The organism is Nonomuraea sp. K271 (assembly GCF_009908215.1).
Classification (GTDB): domain Bacteria; phylum Actinomycetota; class Actinomycetes; order Streptosporangiales; family Streptosporangiaceae; genus Nonomuraea; species Nonomuraea longispora.
On the sequence record NZ_JAAAHR010000040.1, the window covers coordinates 1 to 15,712 of the forward strand.

Here is a 15,712-nt window from a genome sequence, read left to right on the forward strand (position 1 = left end):
CCTCTCCCTTCACGGTGAAGGGGATCTCCCCCTCGATGGGGTGGCCGTCGGAGGAGACGACCCGCCAGGCGATCACGTACGAGCCGGGCGCGAGCGGCTCGGGCACGGCGGCGGACACCTTCGGCCCGTCGGTCTCCGGCTCGCCGAGCGTGATCTGTCCGCCGGCCGCGTCGTGCAGCACGATGAACGGGAACTTGACGCTCGCGGTGTATTCGAGCTCGATCTCCTCGACCGAGGACACCTCGGCGTCCTTGGCGGGCGAACTGCTTTTGAGCTTGTCGTGGGCGTGGGCGGGCGCGGCGGGAAGGGCGAGGACGAGCAGGCAGGCGAGCGCCGCGAGCGCCGCCTTGCGGATGCGTGGCGCGCGGACGGTGAGTGGCGGGAGTGTCATGACAGGTCTCCGGAAAGGTCTCCCGGACGGCCGCGCCCGTGGCGCCGGCGTCCAGGATGCTGGCAGGGCGGCGAGCGTCAGCGCGGACGCTGGTGCTCGCGGGGCGGGCCGCGCCTGCTGACCGTTCCTGAGACGGTCTCTCCCGCGTACGCGGGGAGGACGGGGGTGGCCGGCGGCCATGACGGCAGGGCGACCTCCACGGGGGCGACGACGAGCAGCCCGATGGCCGGCGGCGGCGTGGCGTACAGGCGGATCACGAGCCACAACGCGCGTTCGCCGCGGTGCAGCCACCACGCCGTCAGCGCCGCCACCGTGAGATGGACCAGCGCCATGCCGGGCCCCGGGTGCGCGTGCGCGAACTCCGGCGCGGGAGCGGGGGCCAGCCGGTCGAAGAGCTGGTGGAGCAGCAGCTGGGTGCCCGCGGTCGCGGCGAGCACGGCGACGGGACCACGCTCGCGCCCGTCGATCAGGTAGGCCAGGCCGAGCGCCGCCAGCACCGCGGCGCCGTAGACCGGCAACGGCACCGGCCCGCCGCCCGCCAGCGCGTGCCCGCCCGCCGACACCGCGCCGCAGACGGCCGCGAACACGACCGCGCGCGCGAGCCGCAGCCCGGACGCCGCCGAAGGCGCGGATGATGACGGAGGGGACACAGCCGCCATCCTTACACAGAGACCGCCCGGTCCCGCTTTCCGCCGCCCGGCGGTTCACGGTCCCGGCCGTCACGTGTCCGGCGCCTCACGGGCGCCGTCACGTCGTGGGGGCCTCGCGCAGTTGCCGGCCCACCTCGTGCAGGTGGCGCAGCGCCTGCCCCCACGACTGGAACAGGCCGCACTCGACGTAGTCGATGCCGAGCGACTCGCAGTATTCCCTGACGATGGGCTGCGCCCTGCGCAGGTTCGCGGTGGGCATGCTCGGGAACAGGTGGTGCTCGATCTGGTAGTTCAGGCCGCCGAGCGCGGTGTTGACCAGGCGGCCGCCGCGCACGTTGCGTGAGGTCAGCACCTGGCGCCGCAGGAAGTCGAGCTCGTCCTCGGCGGTGAGCACCGGCATGCCCTTGTGGTTGGGCGCGAACGTGCAGCCCAGGTAGACGCCGTAGCAGGCCTGGTGCACGATGAGGAACGTCAGCGCCAGGCCGGGCGGCAGCACGAGGAACAGCACGCCGGCGTACGCCAGCACGTGGGCGCTCAGCAGCAGCCCTTCGAGCGTCCTGTTCTTCAGCGACTTCCTGCGCAGCGCGCGGAAGCTCGACACCTTGAGGTTGAGCCCTTCGAGGGTGAGCAGCGGGAAGAACAGGAGCGCCTGCCAGCGGCCCACGAACCTGGGCAGCCCGCGGCTGGCCTCGGCCTGCCTCTCCGACCAGACGAGGAAGTCGGGCGAGACGTCGGGGTCGCGGTCCTCGTGGTTGGGGTTGGCGTGGTGGCGGGTGTGCTTGTCCATCCACCAGCCGTAGCTGAGCCCGATGGCCAGGTTGCCGGTGATCAGCCCGGCGATTCTGCTGATGCGCCGCGAACGGGAGATCTGCCCGTGCGCCAGGTCGTGGGCCAGCAGGGTGACCTGCCCGAACGTCACGGCCATGAGGACGGCGACGGCCAGTTGCCACCACGAGTCGCCGACCCAGGCGAACAGCGCCCAGCTTGCCGCGAACAGGGCGACGACCATGGTGATCCTGGCCGCGTAGTAGCCAGGCCGCTTCCTCAGCAGGCCCTCCTGCGCGATACGGCGCGACAGCCTGGCGAAGTCGCTTCCTCTCTCTCCTGATGGCCGGGCACGGGACGTGTCCACCACAGTCAAAGTCTTCTCCGATGCTGATGCGTCGTATGTGGAATACCTACAGCATCGCTGACAACTCGACCGGATGTGACTCCCGCTGTCACCCTTCCTGAGGGTAGGGCAGGCCCTACCACGGACGCCGGATCGACGCCCCCGCCGCCTGGGCATGGGCTGCCGTCACCTTCGGGGTGGGGCGGGCGGCGGGGACGCCCGGCTCATATGCCCGGCTCAGATCGGTTGCAGGGCGGGCACCTCCTCGGGCGCGGCGGCGTCGCCGTGGACGTGCAGGTCGGGGCGGAAGGCCGTGAGGTAGGCGGTCCGGTCGCGGAAGGTGGCGGCCAGCGCGTCACCGTAGTCGATCAGCTCCCTGTGGGCGTGCCTGCGGGGCTCGTAGCGGGCGTGGAGGAGCCGGTCGAGCAGGTCGTGGTCGCCGCCGGCCGCGCAGATGACGTCGGCCAGGATCTCGGCGTCGTGCAGCGTGTAGCTCATGCCCATGCCCGTCATCGGGTGGCAGGCGAAGGCGGCCGAGCCGAGGAGCGCGGCGTTGCCCTTGTGGTAACCGGCCACGCGCAGCGACGACACCTTGATCCGCTGCCAGGTGGCGGGCTGCAGGACGTCGAAGGCGTCCGAGCTGTCGGTGACGAACCTCTTCAGCGTGTCGATGAGGAGGGGGATGCCGTCCTGGAAGATCTCCTTGTCGTCCTCGGGCGGCAGGCCGACGAACACCCTGGCCTGGTCCCTGTTGAGCGGGTAGAAGTAGGCCAGCCAGCCCTCGGAGCTGAAGTAGAGCCGGTTGCGCTGGGCGACGCTGGCGGTCAGCGGCACGGTGGCCACCCGCATCAGCAGCCGCTCGTACGGCATCGTCTGCTGCTCGATGTCGAGCGCCCTGCGTACGGCGGACTTGGTGCCGTCGGCGCCGATCACGACGCCGGCCCTCAGCGTGCGGCCGTCGGAGAGCGTCAACTCCTCCACCCGGCCGTCGCCGGTCGCGACGTCGTCGATGCTCGTGTCGAACCGGAACTCGACGCCCTCCATGGCGCAGGAGGTGTAGATGAGCTCCACCAGTTCGCGGTAGGGGCGGATGATGAAGCCGCCGTCGGGGAAGCGGCATTCCCTGATGGGGTCGCCGTCGTGGTAGTAGCGGATGGTGTTACGCCTGAGGCCATGGCGTTCGACGAGGTCCGCCAGCCCGTGCCGGGCGAGCACGCGCCGGCCGGGGGGCTTGAGGAAGTCGGCGCCCGCGCTCGGGACCGAGGGTCCCTGCTCGATGACGACGACGTGCTGCCCGCGGCGGCCCAGTAACAGGGCGAGGAAGCAGCCGCCGAGTCCGGCGCCGACGATGGCCACGTCGCACGATGTGGTTGCCATGACGAGAGCCCTTCTGAATGGTTGAACTAGTTCGTACGCCCGCGGGTTCCGGCGAGCGGGCCTGTCTCGGCCGCCCGCGGCAGCGGGACCCGGCCCATCCGGGTGTCCACGGGGAGACCCTGCTGAGGAGCCGGTGGGGTGGTCGTGGGGGGTGTGCGGGTCTCGACTGGCAGCAGCGCGTCCGCCTCCGCCGCGACGGTGGCGAGGGTCATGCGCAGTTCGAGCAGGAGCTTGCGCGGCACCTTGACCATGACGTCGCCCGGATCGGGGCGCATCTTGGTGATCTTGGTGAGGGCCAGCGCGCCGATCAGCACGGAGATGGCCACGCACAGCGCGAGCGCGCCCGCCAGGCCGGCGAAGGGGCCGGTCATGAAGGGGTGGTCGATGACGATCGACACCACGGCGACCCCCACGGCGCCGCCGACCATGCGCGCCATGGTCGCCGAGCCGACGGCGGAGGCGTACTGGTGGGGGCTGGCGGCGAGGGTCGTGGCGACGGAGGTGCCGGGGGCGAGCGCGCCGACGCCGACCCCGACCACGACGCTGGCGATCAGGCCCCACACGGTGGGCCCCGACTGCACCAGCACGAGGACGCAGGCGCCGCCGCAGAGCAGCGAGCCCGCGTAGATCAGCCCGTAGGGGCCGATGCGCCTGACGAGCCGTCCGGCCAGGAAGCTCGACACGACGACGGCCACCGACGTGGGCGTCAGCCACATGGCCACTTCCAGCATGGGGTAGCCGAGGTGCAGGAGGTAGAGCGGCTGCACGGTCAGCAGCCCGTACGACAGCGCGCCGAAGCCCCAGGTCGCCAGCCAGCCCCAGACGAAGCGGGGCCGCCGCCACAGGGCCAGGTCGATCGCCGGGAGCCGGTGGCGCCTGGCCTGCGCGAGCGCGCCGCCCAGCAGGGCGACCGCGGCGAGCGTCAGCCACAGTACGTCCATGCCCCAGGCCATCGCCTTGGAGATGGCCAGTACGACGACCGCGATGCCGCCCGCGAGCAGCCAGGCGCCCAGCACGTCGGGAACCCCCTTGGCGCCGGACCTCTTGCCGGACGGGAGCCAGGCGCAGGCGATCAGCAGCGCGATGCCGATGACGACGTCGGGAATGAACAGCGCCCGCCAGCCGACGGAGGCGGCCAGCCAGCCGCCGCCCGCCTGCATGAGCAGGCAGCCGAGGCCGGACGCGGAGCTCCACAACGCGATCGCGCCGCGCCGCTCCGATTCCGGCAGCTCTCCCAGCAGCAGCCCCAGGCTGGCGGGGATCATCGCGGCCGCTCCCGCGCCTTGGACCGCCCGCGCCGCCAGCACGTACGACCAGGGCTCCACGGCGACGGCGGCGATGCCGCCCAGCACGAACACGACGAGGCCGACGGCCAGCACCCGCCGGCGGCCGAACAGGTCGGCCCACCGGCCGGCGGTGGCCAGCAGCGCCGCGATCGGGATGAACGCCGCGCTGGTCAGCCAGACCAGGTCACCGAGCGGCATGCCCGCGCCGGCGGGCGTGTACCGCAGCACTCCGACTGCCAGGGTGGTGGCCGTGGTGTCGGCCATCACCGTCAACATGACACCCGCACCGACCAGCCGCAGCATCACGCCGTGTCGGCGGTCTGCGCCGGCCGTGCTCGATCCCCGGACGGCCGCTGGTGACGAACGCACGTGGTTCCTCCATCTTCACTGTCGATCGTGGATCGCCCCGCCGCCTGGCACACTCCGGCTGTGCGGACGGCGGAGCCTGACGGGTGGGGGTCAGGCGCCGTACCGGCCGGGCGAGAGCAGGCCGTCCGGGTCGAGCGCCGTCTTGAGCCGGTGCAGCATGCCGAGGCTGGCGGTGCTGGTCTCGGACCAGACGTCGGCGGCCGCGTGGTCGATGTCGGAGCGGTAGATGGCGCAGCCGTTGGCCCGCAGGACGCAGCTGCCGTCGTTGCGGAGCTGGTGCGCCCGGTGCGCGGCGTCGGGCGCCCCGCGTTCGAAGAAGATCTGCATGACACCGTTGGCCATGTGCCTGCTGACCAGGTTCCACTCGACCATGAGGGCGGTGGTGTGGGCGTCGACGGCCGTCTGCAGCGCGGCCAGGACGTGCTCGGTCTTCCGCGCGTGCATCGGCATCAGCGGCAGCAGCGCGAGGAAGCCCATCGGGCCCTCGTCGATCTGGTCGCATGAGGTCACGCCGAGCGCGTTGTGCACGCCCAGGCAGGTGGGGATGCCCTGCGACATGAGCGCTCTGGCGTAGAGCGGGTCGCCGGCGTCCACCTCGGCGGCGTCGATCACCCGCAGCGCCTCGGCGCCCTCCACCTCGATCAGCGCCTTGCGCAGCAGTTCCTCGGCCAGTTCGACCGTGGCGTCGCTGCCCATGAGCGGCCCGAGGATGGTGAACATGCCGGGGTCGACGCCCGCGGGCAGCACCCAGTCGCCGCGGCTCGGCGTGAGCGACAGCTCGCGCACCCGCATCAGCCCCTCGGCCGGGTTGCCGCGGCGCAGGAACCCGGTCATCGCGCCGACCGCGGTGCCGACCTGGTCGCGCGGGATGCGGCCGTGCACGAGGGCGATGGTCTGCGGGCGCGGCACGAGCGAGACGGCCATGGCGGTGACGACGCCGAGGTTGTGCTGGACGAACGAGGACGTCAGGTCGGGCCCGGCGACGCGGCCGTGGTAGCGCCCCGCGGGGTCCAGCCCGCCGGTGGTGACGACACTGCCGTCGGCCAGCACGGCCTCGATCCCGGCGACGTCGTGCACGCGGGAGCGGATGCAGCCGTCGCCGCGGTCGAGCGCGTTGCCGATGACGGAGGTGTCGGCGCACGACGCGGTCACGTTCAGCATCCACGGAGTGCCGCGCAGCACTTCGGCGAGCTGCGCCTGGGTCACTCCCGGCTCGATGACCGCGAAACCGGCCTCCAGGTCGAGGCTGCGTACGCGGTTCATGCCGCTGAGGTCGACGACCAGGTTGTCGTCGGTGACCGGCATGGCCGAGCCCATGCCCCAGTTCCTGCCGGTGCTGATCGGGTAGAGGCGGCGCCTGGCCGTCATGGCCTGGCGTACGAGGGCGCGTACCTCGTCGAGCGTGCGCGGCGTCTCGATGCCCGCCAGGGAGCGAGGCTGGTGTCCCCCGACGTCACGCGACCTCAGCTCCGGTCGCGACAGATCCTGCATGACTCTCCTCAAAGATCAGATATCGCTCGATGGGGGCACACTTCAGGCAGTGTGCTGGAGCAGGTCGTCGATGGAGCCGATGGCCTGGTTGGACATCTCCCTGATCTCGAGCAGCCGCTGCTCCACGTACTCGCCGGACTCGCCGGACTCGCCGGACTCGCCGGACTCGTACGGCTCGTACGGCGGGAAGGTGTCGGGGAGGGTGAGGGGGTGGCGCGGCCCGGTCTGCGAGGGGATGTCGTGCAGGCCGTACGGGTGGCGCCCCACGTGCTCGGGGTCTCGGTGCTCGTGCCTGGCCCGGGCGGGAAGGTGCGGGGGGGTTCGCATGACGGGAGCTCTCCTACCGGATCTGTGTGGGGTTTTCCGGGTGACCGCTCGCCGTTGAGCGGATCGAGGTCAGCGTGCGTCCTCCGCGGGACCGAAGTGGTCGGCCCGTGGAGCGGTGGCCGCGCGGGGCACGCGCGGCACGCCGTGGTTGATGACGCTCGCGGCGATGCGGCGTTCCGCCAGTCCCATGTGGGGACGGCCGACGCCCGGGGTGCTCGGCCGGGCGCCGGCCGAGCCACGGATCATGGTGCTGGCGTGCACCCAGCGGCGCGATTCCGCCAGTACGTCCCGCTGCGCGCGGTGCAGGTCGCGGTGCCGCGTGTACTGCTCGCAGACGGCTCTGGCCAGCACGCGCGCCATGACGAGGTGTTCCTCGCAGGCGCGGGCGACCTTCGCCTCCAGGCCGGCGACCTGGGCGAGGAGCAGTTGCAGGTGAGGCAGTTCCGAGCTGCGCTCGAAACCGGCGAGCTCAGCCAGCCGTTCCGGCCAGCGCAGCCGCCGCTCGATGGAGGCGCAGACGGCCGCGGCCACCTGCGCGGGCGGCTCGTCGTCCGGGTGCTGCCCGTCGAGTTGCACCGCCCGTTGTGCGGTGTGCTCGAAGCCGGCCAGCCGGCGCAGGCCGCTCTGCAGCAGGCGTACGCGGTTGTGCAGGCACGCGGCGCTCCAGCCGAGGACCAGCAGGCGGTCGGCGTCCGCCTCGCAGTGCCAGCCGACCAGCGCCACCTCGCGGGCCATGCGGTGGTGCAGCACCCATGACTCCGGCGCGGCGGCGATGTCCACCGGCGTCTCGATCCACACCTGCAGGCCTCCGGGCGGCAGATCGCCGACGCCGATCCTCATGCCCTCGGGGGCCACCCTGGCGCAGATCCGCTGGACCACGCGCTGCTGCGCGGCCGCCTCCGGCGCCACGGGCACCGGGCCTGGCAGCACGCGCTCTGGGGCCACTTGCGCCCTGGGCTCGATGCTCATGTAGGGCCACCTCCCGACCCGTGGTCTTTCGACCTACGTAAATTCACACTTAATGGTGCCGCCTCGATCGTCGTCATACCGGGGTTTCATGTCAACTGTCACTTTACGAATGGTATGAATCCTCTGGGCTCGTCCCGGCGTGAACCGGCGACTCCCCGCAGGTGAATACCGGGTTGCCGGTGCGGGATGATCTAGAGTCGGTGCCGTTGGCGTACGGGGTGAGAGGCGAGGCCGGTGCTGATGCACACAACCGTGGTCACGGCCTTGTCGGCGGCACTGTCGGCCGTCCTTCCTGTGGCCGTGACGCAGCCTGCGGGGCACGCGCCCGCACAGCCGGGGCCCGGCTACTGCGTGCTACCCGACCAGCCCGCCACGAGCGAGGGTTACCTGATCGCCAGTGCTTCCTCACCCGATCTCGTCCATCCGTTCCCGCGGCCGCCCGCACAGGAGCCGACGGCCTCCGAGCGGCTGGAGTTCGCCGGCTTCCCGAACGTCTCCGTGCTCGGCGTGAGCGGGCGCGGCGGCCCTCCGGAGCGGAAGGCGGTCGTCACCTACACCACGAACGTCGACGAGGTCGTCACGCTGACCAACGCGGCCGTGGTCTCGGACGACGGGGGCGCCACGTTCGGCCCGCCGAGCCGGACGCCGCTGCGCGAGTCGCCCATCGAGTTGCACGACGGCCGCTTCTTCGCCACCGAGTACTATCCGGCCCGGACCGGCCCGCACACGGCCGCTCTGGGCGTACTCACCTCGTCCTCGCTGGACGCCGGCGAGAGCTGGCTGCGGTCGGAGGCGACCCTGACCACGCCGGGCGACCTGCTGCCCGGCGGGGCCGCGCACGGGGCGCCGATCCAGCTCGCCGACGGCACGATCCTGATCTCGGTCTACGCCCGCTACAGCGGCACGGGGGCGTACCAGGCCGAGGTGTACGCCAGCCAGGACGGCGGGACGACGTTCACCCGGCGCGGTGTGATCGCCACGCCGTCCGAGGGGTTCGGCTACACCGAGGCGGCCGTCGCGCAGGCCGTGGACGGCAGCCTGCTGGCGGTGCTCCGCCACGACGGCGGGAAGTACTCCACGCTGCACCAGAGCCGTTCGGCGGACGGCGGCCGCACCTGGTCGCCGGCGCGCGAGTTGCGTTTCTCCGGCCTTTCCCCGGGCGCCGATTGCGTGGTGCGCGGGGTGGCGCCGCGGCTGCTGCTGACCCCGGCCGGGGTGCTCGTGCTGAGCGCGGGGCGGCCGGACAACTGGCTGGCCGTCTCCCCCGACGGGCTCGGCGAGACGTGGCTGGAGCCGCGGGTGACCTACCACAACCGCGACGGCGTCTGGGACACGCACGGATCGTCCGGCTACACCGGCGTGGCCGCCGTCGGCCCGCACCGGCTGATCCAGGTCTTCGACAACTGCAAACTGCCGGGCGTACGGCCTGACGGGCTGCTCAACGAGACGGCCTGCCCGGCGCACGGCCGGTTCGAGCACGGCGGCTGGTACGCGATCAAGCGTCGCCTGTTCACCGTGGCCCCTCCCGGCGCCGGCCTGCTGGACCTGGGGGCGATGCGCCGGCGCGGCGACCTCACGCTCGACACCACGATGAGGTGGACCAGCCGTTACCGGCCGTGGACCCGGCCCGCCGCCGCCTTCGACGGCAGCACGGCCTACTGGTCGGGCGCGGTCGCCGCCGGCCGCGGCCGCTACGTCCTGCGTCTGGACCGGCCCTACACCTTCACCCGGATCGGCCTCAGCCTGCGCCCGGGCCATCCGGCCGGAGCCCGCGTCTACATCTCACGGGACGGCCGGTCGTGGGGCGAGCCCGCGCTCACCGTCACCGGCAGGACCGACTACGCGATGCGCTACTCGGAGCTCCGGCGCACGGGGCGGCACGTCAAGATCGTCACCACGCCGACAAGCGGCTGCGACCCCGAGATCGGCAGCGCGTGCAGCATGCTGAACGAGATCGAGCTGTACGCCGAGCGCTCCAGCCGTGGATCGTGAGCGTGCCGCTCGACTGTCACGCCCCGGCTTGGTCCTTGCCGTGGGTGGGAACGACACCGAGCGTGCGCATGCGACGAACGCCCCACTCCCCCAAGGCGCCGAGCGCCGCGTAGAGGGCGACGCCTTCATCCGTCAGCTCGTATTCGACTCGGGGCGGTGTCTGCTCGAAGACGGTCCGCCGGACGATCCCGTCCGCCTCGAGTTCGCGTAGTTGCTGGGCGAGCACCTTCTCGCTGACGCCGGGGAGGCTGCGGCGCAACTCGCCGAATCGGTGGAGCCGCTCGGCCAGCGCCCACAGGATCAGCGCTTTCCACTTGCCCCCGACGACGTCCATCGCGGCGTCGAGGGCACAGATGTAGGGCGGGTTGCGCACCTGCCTCATGATAGCGGGACCGCCCGCCCCGCTCCTGTGGTGCGGGCTCAGCCGGCGGCGACGGCGCGCCGCATCCGCCACAGCGAGGTGCGCAGGTGTCCGGCCAGGTCCGCGGGCACACCCGCCTCCCGGGAGGCGGAAAGGAGGGTTTCCAGGCCGGTCGCCTGCATCGCGGGGTTGTACTCGTCGGGAACGGATTCGCTCACGTCGGCGCCGGGAACCGTGATCGCAAGCATCTGCTCCATCCACGGTTGAAGCACCTCGCGCTTGAACGTCTCCACGTCGCCGCCTTCCGCGTGGACCAGTGCCAGGGCGTGGTCCGCCCCGGCACTCATGCCGTACATGCCACTCAGCGCGGCCATGTCGTACAGCGCCGCGAATCCGGGGTCCTCGCCCACCCAGAGCGGACGGCCGATGGGGCCGAGCACGGGGGCGACACGGTCGAACAGGTCATGCGCTCCGCTGTAGAGGATGAAAGCCCCCTCCGTCCCGATCGTCGGAGGCACGGCCATGATCCCGCCGGCGAGGAAGCGCGCTCCGTACTTCTCGAGCCATCCGGCGAGCTCACGTGCCTGCCGTACCGAGCCGCTGGTGAGGTTGACGAGCGTCCTCCCGTCCAGGGTCCGCGTGGCCGGTGCGAGCGCCTCCCGGACGCTGGCGTCGTCAAGCAGGCACGCGACCGTCAGGTCGCCCGCCTCGATCGCCTCTTCCACGCTCGACGCCTCCCGCGCACCGCGGGCGACGAGGTCGTCCGCTTTCGCGGGCGTACGGTTCCAGACCGTCACCTCGCGACCGGCTTCGTGGAACGCGCTCGCGAGCGCGCGCCCCATGGCTCCCAGACCGAGGATGCTGATTCGTTCATGCCGCATGTTCATGGGGACACTGTTCACTCGGATCGGTACGTGCCACAAGAACGCACTTCGAAGTGCGTGATTACCTGAACGTCAGGACTCCACCCTGGGGTGCCGGGACCAGGGCCGGCACGGAAAAGCCCGGGCGCTGATGCCTCTCACCAGCGACCGGGGCTTTGCCTGCAAGGTCCGCAGCGGCGCATCCGGCACCGCTGCCCCGAATGTCACCGCTCCGGGGGAAGGTCACTCCCACGGTGGCCGAACATCTCGCCCTCGCCCCTCTCGCTGCTCGCTCCGTCCTCGTCGATCTCCAGCCGCTCCTTGCGGATCTGGCCCTCGACGGTCTCCTCGTGCTGCACGTCCCGCTTGCTGACGCGGATCCGCTCGACCGGCCTGGTCTCCTTGCCGACGACCGGACGCTCCTCGTGCAGGATCATCTCGCGGTCTTCCTCGCCGATCTCCGCCTCGTGCGCCGCCGTCGTGTCCCCTTCGTGGACGGCCTCGCGCTCGATCACGACCTCCTCGCGCGAGAGCGGCACCGTCTCGTGGACGGTCTCGGTGTCGACGTACTTGTGGAGGCGGACGCGGCCTGTCTCCCTGCTCTCCTTGCCGATGCGAAGGCGCTCTTCCGAGCGGGTCATGGAGATGTATTGCTCGTCGGCGAGGTCGCCGCCGACCCGTTCACCCCTGACGTCGGGACCGGCCGTCCTGCCGGTGAAGTCCCGCCGGCCCGTCTCCCCCGTAGCGCCTTCTGCGCCGCCCTTGCCTGCCGTGCCACCCGCCGGGCCTCCGGTGATGAGGTCGTCGCGGGGCGCGCCCGCGCTCCCGGTGGGCTTCGGCCTCTCCGGACGGTCCCCCGTGACCGGAGTCTTCGCGGTACGCGGTTCGCCGGCGCGCTGCTGCGGAACACTCGACGGCCGCATGCCGTAGTAGCGGTAGAGGTCGGCTTCCTCCTCGATCGTGAGGCGGTCATCGACGTCGATGTTCGGAGCGCCTTTGATCATCTCCTTGTCGAAGGGGACCTTGATCTCCTCTCCCGAGCGGCGGGCGTTGGCCAGAGGCACGAAGGTCTGCTTCATGCCGAAGAGCCCTGTGCGTACGGTCACCCACTCCGGCTCGCCCGAGCGATCATTGAGGTAGACCTGGCCCACCTTGCCGATCGACTGGCCGTCCGACCCCACCACGTGGCAGTCGAGCAGGTTGCGGATCTCTGTTTCCATTGCCACGACGATCCCCCAATGCGCTCGTCCTGGTTCAATCGTGACAAATACCCCATATCGCCATAAATCCACATTTTGTCGGGCAGTTTTCACCCTCATTCCGGTATCGCTCAAGAGACCCGCCACCGCTGACCGTGAGAGCCACGGCAACCCCGCGAACGCCGCCTCACCGACCGGACACGAGCCCTCAGGAAGGCTCAGCGCCGGCGGGCTCAACACAGGAGCGGGACGGGAACGCGCGGCTCCAGAAGCGCGGCACAGGAGCCCTCAAGGCCGCTGGGAAGGCCGGGTGGCCTACGCGAAGCTCAGCGCAAGGGTGGTGTGGCGCTTCTCGATGATGGCGGCCCCGTCGACGGGCGCGGGCCCCTGCCAGGCGCGTACGCGGAGCGTGCCCGCCTCCGGGCGGCCGGCCGCGTCCCACGCCCTGACGTGCCCGGCCAGGTCGGCCGCCAGCCTCGCGCCGCCGGGTCCGTGACCGCGCACGACGAGCGCCCCGTCCCGCATGACGAGCAGCGCGATGCCGCCTGTGCCGACGATGCCGGCGCTGGCACCGTATCCGGCCTCCAGCCTGCCGCTCAGTGCGCACCAGCGGGGCTCGTGCAGCGCCAGCCACAACCAGACGCCCTGGCCCGCCAGGTACGGCGGCGCGTGGTCGCTCACGCCCGTGGCGATCTCGGTGGGCGCGGCGTCGAGCGCGGCCGCCACGTCGCCGACCTCCCGGGGCTCCGGCAGGGTCAGCATCAGTTCGGGGTCGCGGCGTACGGCCATGAGCACCTCCGTGCCGGCGGACGGGCCGCGCATCCGCATGAACCCGCACGGCACCACCGACACGCTCTCCCAGCAGCCCTCAGCGCGTTCCAGGGCCACCGACGCCTGCACGCCACGCAGGTCGAGCGGCACCACGAGCCGCCCCGCCGGCGCCAGCTGCTCCAGCCAGGCCGGGGCCAGGTCCCAGACGCCCACCGTGGCGATCACGCGGTCGTAGGGAGCGAGCGGCGGATGGCCCAGAGCGCCGTCGGCGCACACCACCTCGACCTCGGACGCCCCGGCGGCGGACAGATGGCTGCTCGCCCGGGCCGCGATGTCGGGGTCGATGTCGACGCTCACGACCCGGCCGCCGGGACCGGCCAGCCGGGCGAGCAGGGCTGCGTTGTAGCCGGTGCCCGCGCCGATCTCCAGCACCCGGTGGCCGGGTCGCACGTCGAGCTGGTCGAGCATGGCCGCCATGATCGCGGGCTGGGAGGACGAGCTGATCGGCGTGCCGTGCTCGTCGTGTTTGGTGACGATGGGCTCGTCGCGGTAGGCGACCTCGGGTCCGACGCCGGGCACGAAGAGGTGGCGGGGCACCGCGCGCATGGCGGCGGCCACCGGCTCACCGACGTGCTGGCGCTCGCGCAGCGCCGCGACCATGTCGTTGCGCAGCGCCGCGAGATCCATGGGCGCCATTGTCCACGCTGCGGCGTACCCGGCGCGCCCCGAACAAGAAGTTCGATAAAGAAATGGTCACGAAGGGTTGAGCCGGACTGAGGAGGGAAGGGCAGCCAACTCGTGTACGTCGAACGTGAGGAGGAGCCGTAGTGCTCACCCTGACAGCCAACGCCGCCCAGGCGATCCGCGACCTGACCGCGGCCGCGCCCGAGCCCTCGCAGAGCGGGATCCGCATCTCGTCGCAGGGCGAAGGCGCGAGCTCGCTCACCCTTTCCCTGGCCACCGCCCCGGAACCGGCGGACGCGGTGGTCGAGTCGGAAGGAGCTCGGGTCTACCTCGACCCTGTGGCCGCCACTGTGCTGGAGGACAAGTCTCTGGACGCCGGAGCCGACGACCAGGGCAGCGTGTCGTTCCTGGTCACCGAGCAGAGCGCCTGACACGGCCGCCGCCGTGCCGGACCTCTTCCGGCGGTCCGGCACGGGCGGGCGGGCGCGAGGTGCGCCCGCTCAGTCCTCGCTGAGCAGCTTGTGCAGGTAACGCAGTTGCTCCTCGGACTGGAAGCCGCCCCCACCCTCGTGGTTGTTCCAGGGCCACACCGTGATCTCCTTGGGGCCCTGCCAGTGGTTGTAGGCGGCGAACACCGTGGACGGCGGGCACACGTCGTCCATCAGCGCCACCGAGTACAGCGCCGGGACCCGCCCGCGCGCCGCGAAGTTGAGGCCGTCGAAGTACGACAGTGTGCGGAACACCTGGTCCGCGGTGTCCCGCCGGGTGGCGAGGAAACGCACCAGCTCCTGGTACGGATCGCGCCCGGTGATCTCGACGGCGCGCCTGAAGTGGGTCAGGAACGGCACGTCGATGAGCGCGGCCCTGACAGACGGGTGCAGCGCGGCGGTGGCCTGCGCGATACCCCCTCCCTGGCTGCCGCCCGAGACGATGATGCGCCCGGCGTCGACCGCCGGGTGCTCGCTCACCGCGTCCACGGCCCTGACTGCGTCGGTGAAGACGCGCCGGTAGTAGTAGTCGCCGGGGTCGAGGATTCCGCGCGTCATCATGCCGGGCGCCTGCGGTCCTGCGCTGCCGTGCGGGTCGCCGGTGGTTCCGGGGCTGCCCACGTTGCCGCCGCCGTGGCCGCGCGTCTCCATCACGAACACCGCGTACCCGGCCGCCGGCCACATCAGGTGGTCCTTGGGAAACCCGCGCCCTCCGCTGTAGCCGATGTAGTGCATCACGCACGGCACGGGGCCGTCCGCACCCTTCGGCAGCAGGAACCAGCCGTTGATCCGGTGACCGCCCCACCCGGCGAAGGAGACGTCGAAGACATCCACGGCGGCGAAGGGCAGGTCGTACGGGACGTATTCGGCGGCCGGGCCGGACTCCCTGGCCTCGGCCAGGGTGCGGGACCAGAACGCGTCGAAGTCGGCCGGCTCGTCGCGGTCGGGAAGGTAGCCGCGAAGTTGTTCAAGGGGCATGTCGAACAGGGGCACGAGGTCTCCAACCTGTAGCAGGATCAATGACATTTCATCGCATAGCACCGGAAAGCGCTATCCCACCCTCTTTGTTCGAACCCGCCCCCACCGGGTAGGCGATCACCCGTGAATGAACACGTGGTCGAAATACCCTACTCGCACCTCTATCCCGGCCTGGTCCTGGACGCCCCCGCCGGGGCCCACGACTTCCTCGTGCTGTTCGGCGACGAGTCCGAGTCGCGGGCGCAACTGGTGAGCGACGACACCGGGCGGCCGGTGCTCAGGATGGGCGGCTACATGACGGCCAGGGGCACCGTCATCGACGAGCGCCTGTGGACCGTACGCGAGAGCGTGCGGCGCGGGGACCGGATCAGGCTGCGCCTGGGCCGGGCGGTCCCCTGACCGCGC

16 protein-coding genes are annotated in these 15,712 nt (G+C 71.6%); 3 read left to right on the forward strand and 13 right to left on the reverse strand.

What is annotated here, in order from left to right; genetic code table 11:
- From GUY59_RS16325 to GUY59_RS16360, 8 genes are all read right to left on the reverse strand, one after another.
- Positions 1-391 (reverse strand): copper resistance CopC family protein (locus GUY59_RS16325; RefSeq protein ID WP_161714567.1); only part of this gene is annotated, 391 nt, incomplete at its 3' end.
- Positions 392-468: 77 nt separating this feature from the next.
- On the reverse strand, positions 469-1,041 hold the full coding sequence (locus GUY59_RS16330) for an MFS transporter (protein ID WP_138203349.1): 573 nt from the start codon (positions 1,039-1,041) through the stop codon (positions 469-471).
- 97 nt (positions 1,042-1,138) lie between these two features.
- On the reverse strand, positions 1,139-2,173 hold the full coding sequence (locus tag GUY59_RS16335) for a fatty acid desaturase family protein (protein ID WP_138203347.1): 1,035 nt from the start codon (positions 2,171-2,173) through the stop codon (positions 1,139-1,141).
- 216 nt (positions 2,174-2,389) lie between these two features.
- Positions 2,390-3,529, reverse strand: coding sequence for an FAD-dependent monooxygenase (locus GUY59_RS16340; protein ID WP_138203345.1), 1,140 nt, complete (start codon positions 3,527-3,529; stop codon positions 2,390-2,392).
- Positions 3,530-3,555: 26 nt separating this feature from the next.
- The gene (locus GUY59_RS16345; protein ID WP_161714568.1) at positions 3,556-5,079 is read right to left on the reverse strand and encodes an MFS transporter; all 1,524 of its coding nucleotides are present in this window, start codon (positions 5,077-5,079) and stop codon (positions 3,556-3,558) included.
- A gap of 195 nt (positions 5,080-5,274) precedes the next feature.
- Positions 5,275-6,675 carry an FAD-binding oxidoreductase gene (locus GUY59_RS16350; RefSeq protein ID WP_138203341.1) on the reverse strand — a complete coding sequence of 467 codons (1,401 nt, stop codon included), beginning with the start codon at positions 6,673-6,675 and terminating at the stop codon, positions 5,275-5,277.
- A gap of 42 nt (positions 6,676-6,717) precedes the next feature.
- Positions 6,718-7,002 carry a hypothetical protein gene (locus tag GUY59_RS16355; RefSeq protein WP_138203339.1) on the reverse strand — a complete coding sequence of 95 codons (285 nt, stop codon included), beginning with the start codon at positions 7,000-7,002 and terminating at the stop codon, positions 6,718-6,720.
- 69 nt (positions 7,003-7,071) lie between these two features.
- Complete coding sequence (locus GUY59_RS16360; protein ID WP_138203337.1) at positions 7,072-7,971, reverse strand: hypothetical protein; 900 nt, start codon at positions 7,969-7,971, stop codon at positions 7,072-7,074.
- Positions 7,972-8,211: 240 nt separating this feature from the next.
- Between GUY59_RS16360 and GUY59_RS16365 the strand changes: the two genes are divergently transcribed.
- On the forward strand, positions 8,212-9,963 hold the full coding sequence (locus GUY59_RS16365; RefSeq protein WP_236667208.1) for an exo-alpha-sialidase: 1,752 nt from the start codon (positions 8,212-8,214) through the stop codon (positions 9,961-9,963).
- A gap of 16 nt (positions 9,964-9,979) precedes the next feature.
- Here GUY59_RS16365 and GUY59_RS16370 read toward each other — a convergent pair whose 3' ends face one another.
- The 4 genes from GUY59_RS16370 to fxlM form a co-directional block, all read right to left on the reverse strand.
- Complete coding sequence (locus GUY59_RS16370; RefSeq protein ID WP_165959876.1) at positions 9,980-10,345, reverse strand: winged helix-turn-helix transcriptional regulator; 366 nt, start codon at positions 10,343-10,345, stop codon at positions 9,980-9,982.
- Between the two features lie 38 nt (positions 10,346-10,383).
- On the reverse strand, positions 10,384-11,205 hold the full coding sequence (locus GUY59_RS16375; RefSeq protein ID WP_138203333.1) for an NAD(P)-dependent oxidoreductase: 822 nt from the start codon (positions 11,203-11,205) through the stop codon (positions 10,384-10,386).
- A 206-nt stretch (positions 11,206-11,411) separates the two neighbouring features.
- Positions 11,412-12,407, reverse strand: a complete 996-nt coding sequence (locus GUY59_RS16380; RefSeq protein WP_138203331.1) for a DUF2382 domain-containing protein — start codon at positions 12,405-12,407, stop codon at positions 11,412-11,414.
- Positions 12,408-12,701: 294 nt separating this feature from the next.
- Complete coding sequence (gene fxlM, locus GUY59_RS16385; protein ID WP_161714569.1) at positions 12,702-13,844, reverse strand: methyltransferase, FxLD system; 1,143 nt, start codon at positions 13,842-13,844, stop codon at positions 12,702-12,704.
- 140 nt (positions 13,845-13,984) lie between these two features.
- On the opposite strand from fxlM, the gene GUY59_RS16390 reads away from it, so the two are divergent.
- Positions 13,985-14,272: a HesB/IscA family protein gene (locus GUY59_RS16390; RefSeq protein ID WP_132337477.1), complete on the forward strand. Its 288-nt coding sequence runs from the start codon at positions 13,985-13,987 to the stop codon at positions 14,270-14,272.
- A gap of 69 nt (positions 14,273-14,341) precedes the next feature.
- On the opposite strand, the gene GUY59_RS16395 is transcribed toward GUY59_RS16390, so the two are convergent.
- On the reverse strand, positions 14,342-15,322 hold the full coding sequence (locus GUY59_RS16395; RefSeq protein WP_171055476.1) for an acetylxylan esterase: 981 nt from the start codon (positions 15,320-15,322) through the stop codon (positions 14,342-14,344).
- A 120-nt stretch (positions 15,323-15,442) separates the two neighbouring features.
- On the opposite strand from GUY59_RS16395, the gene GUY59_RS16400 reads away from it, so the two are divergent.
- The gene (locus GUY59_RS16400) at positions 15,443-15,706 is read left to right on the forward strand and encodes a hypothetical protein (RefSeq protein WP_138203327.1); all 264 of its coding nucleotides are present in this window, start codon (positions 15,443-15,445) and stop codon (positions 15,704-15,706) included.
- The last annotated feature ends 6 nt before the right edge of the window (positions 15,707-15,712 follow it).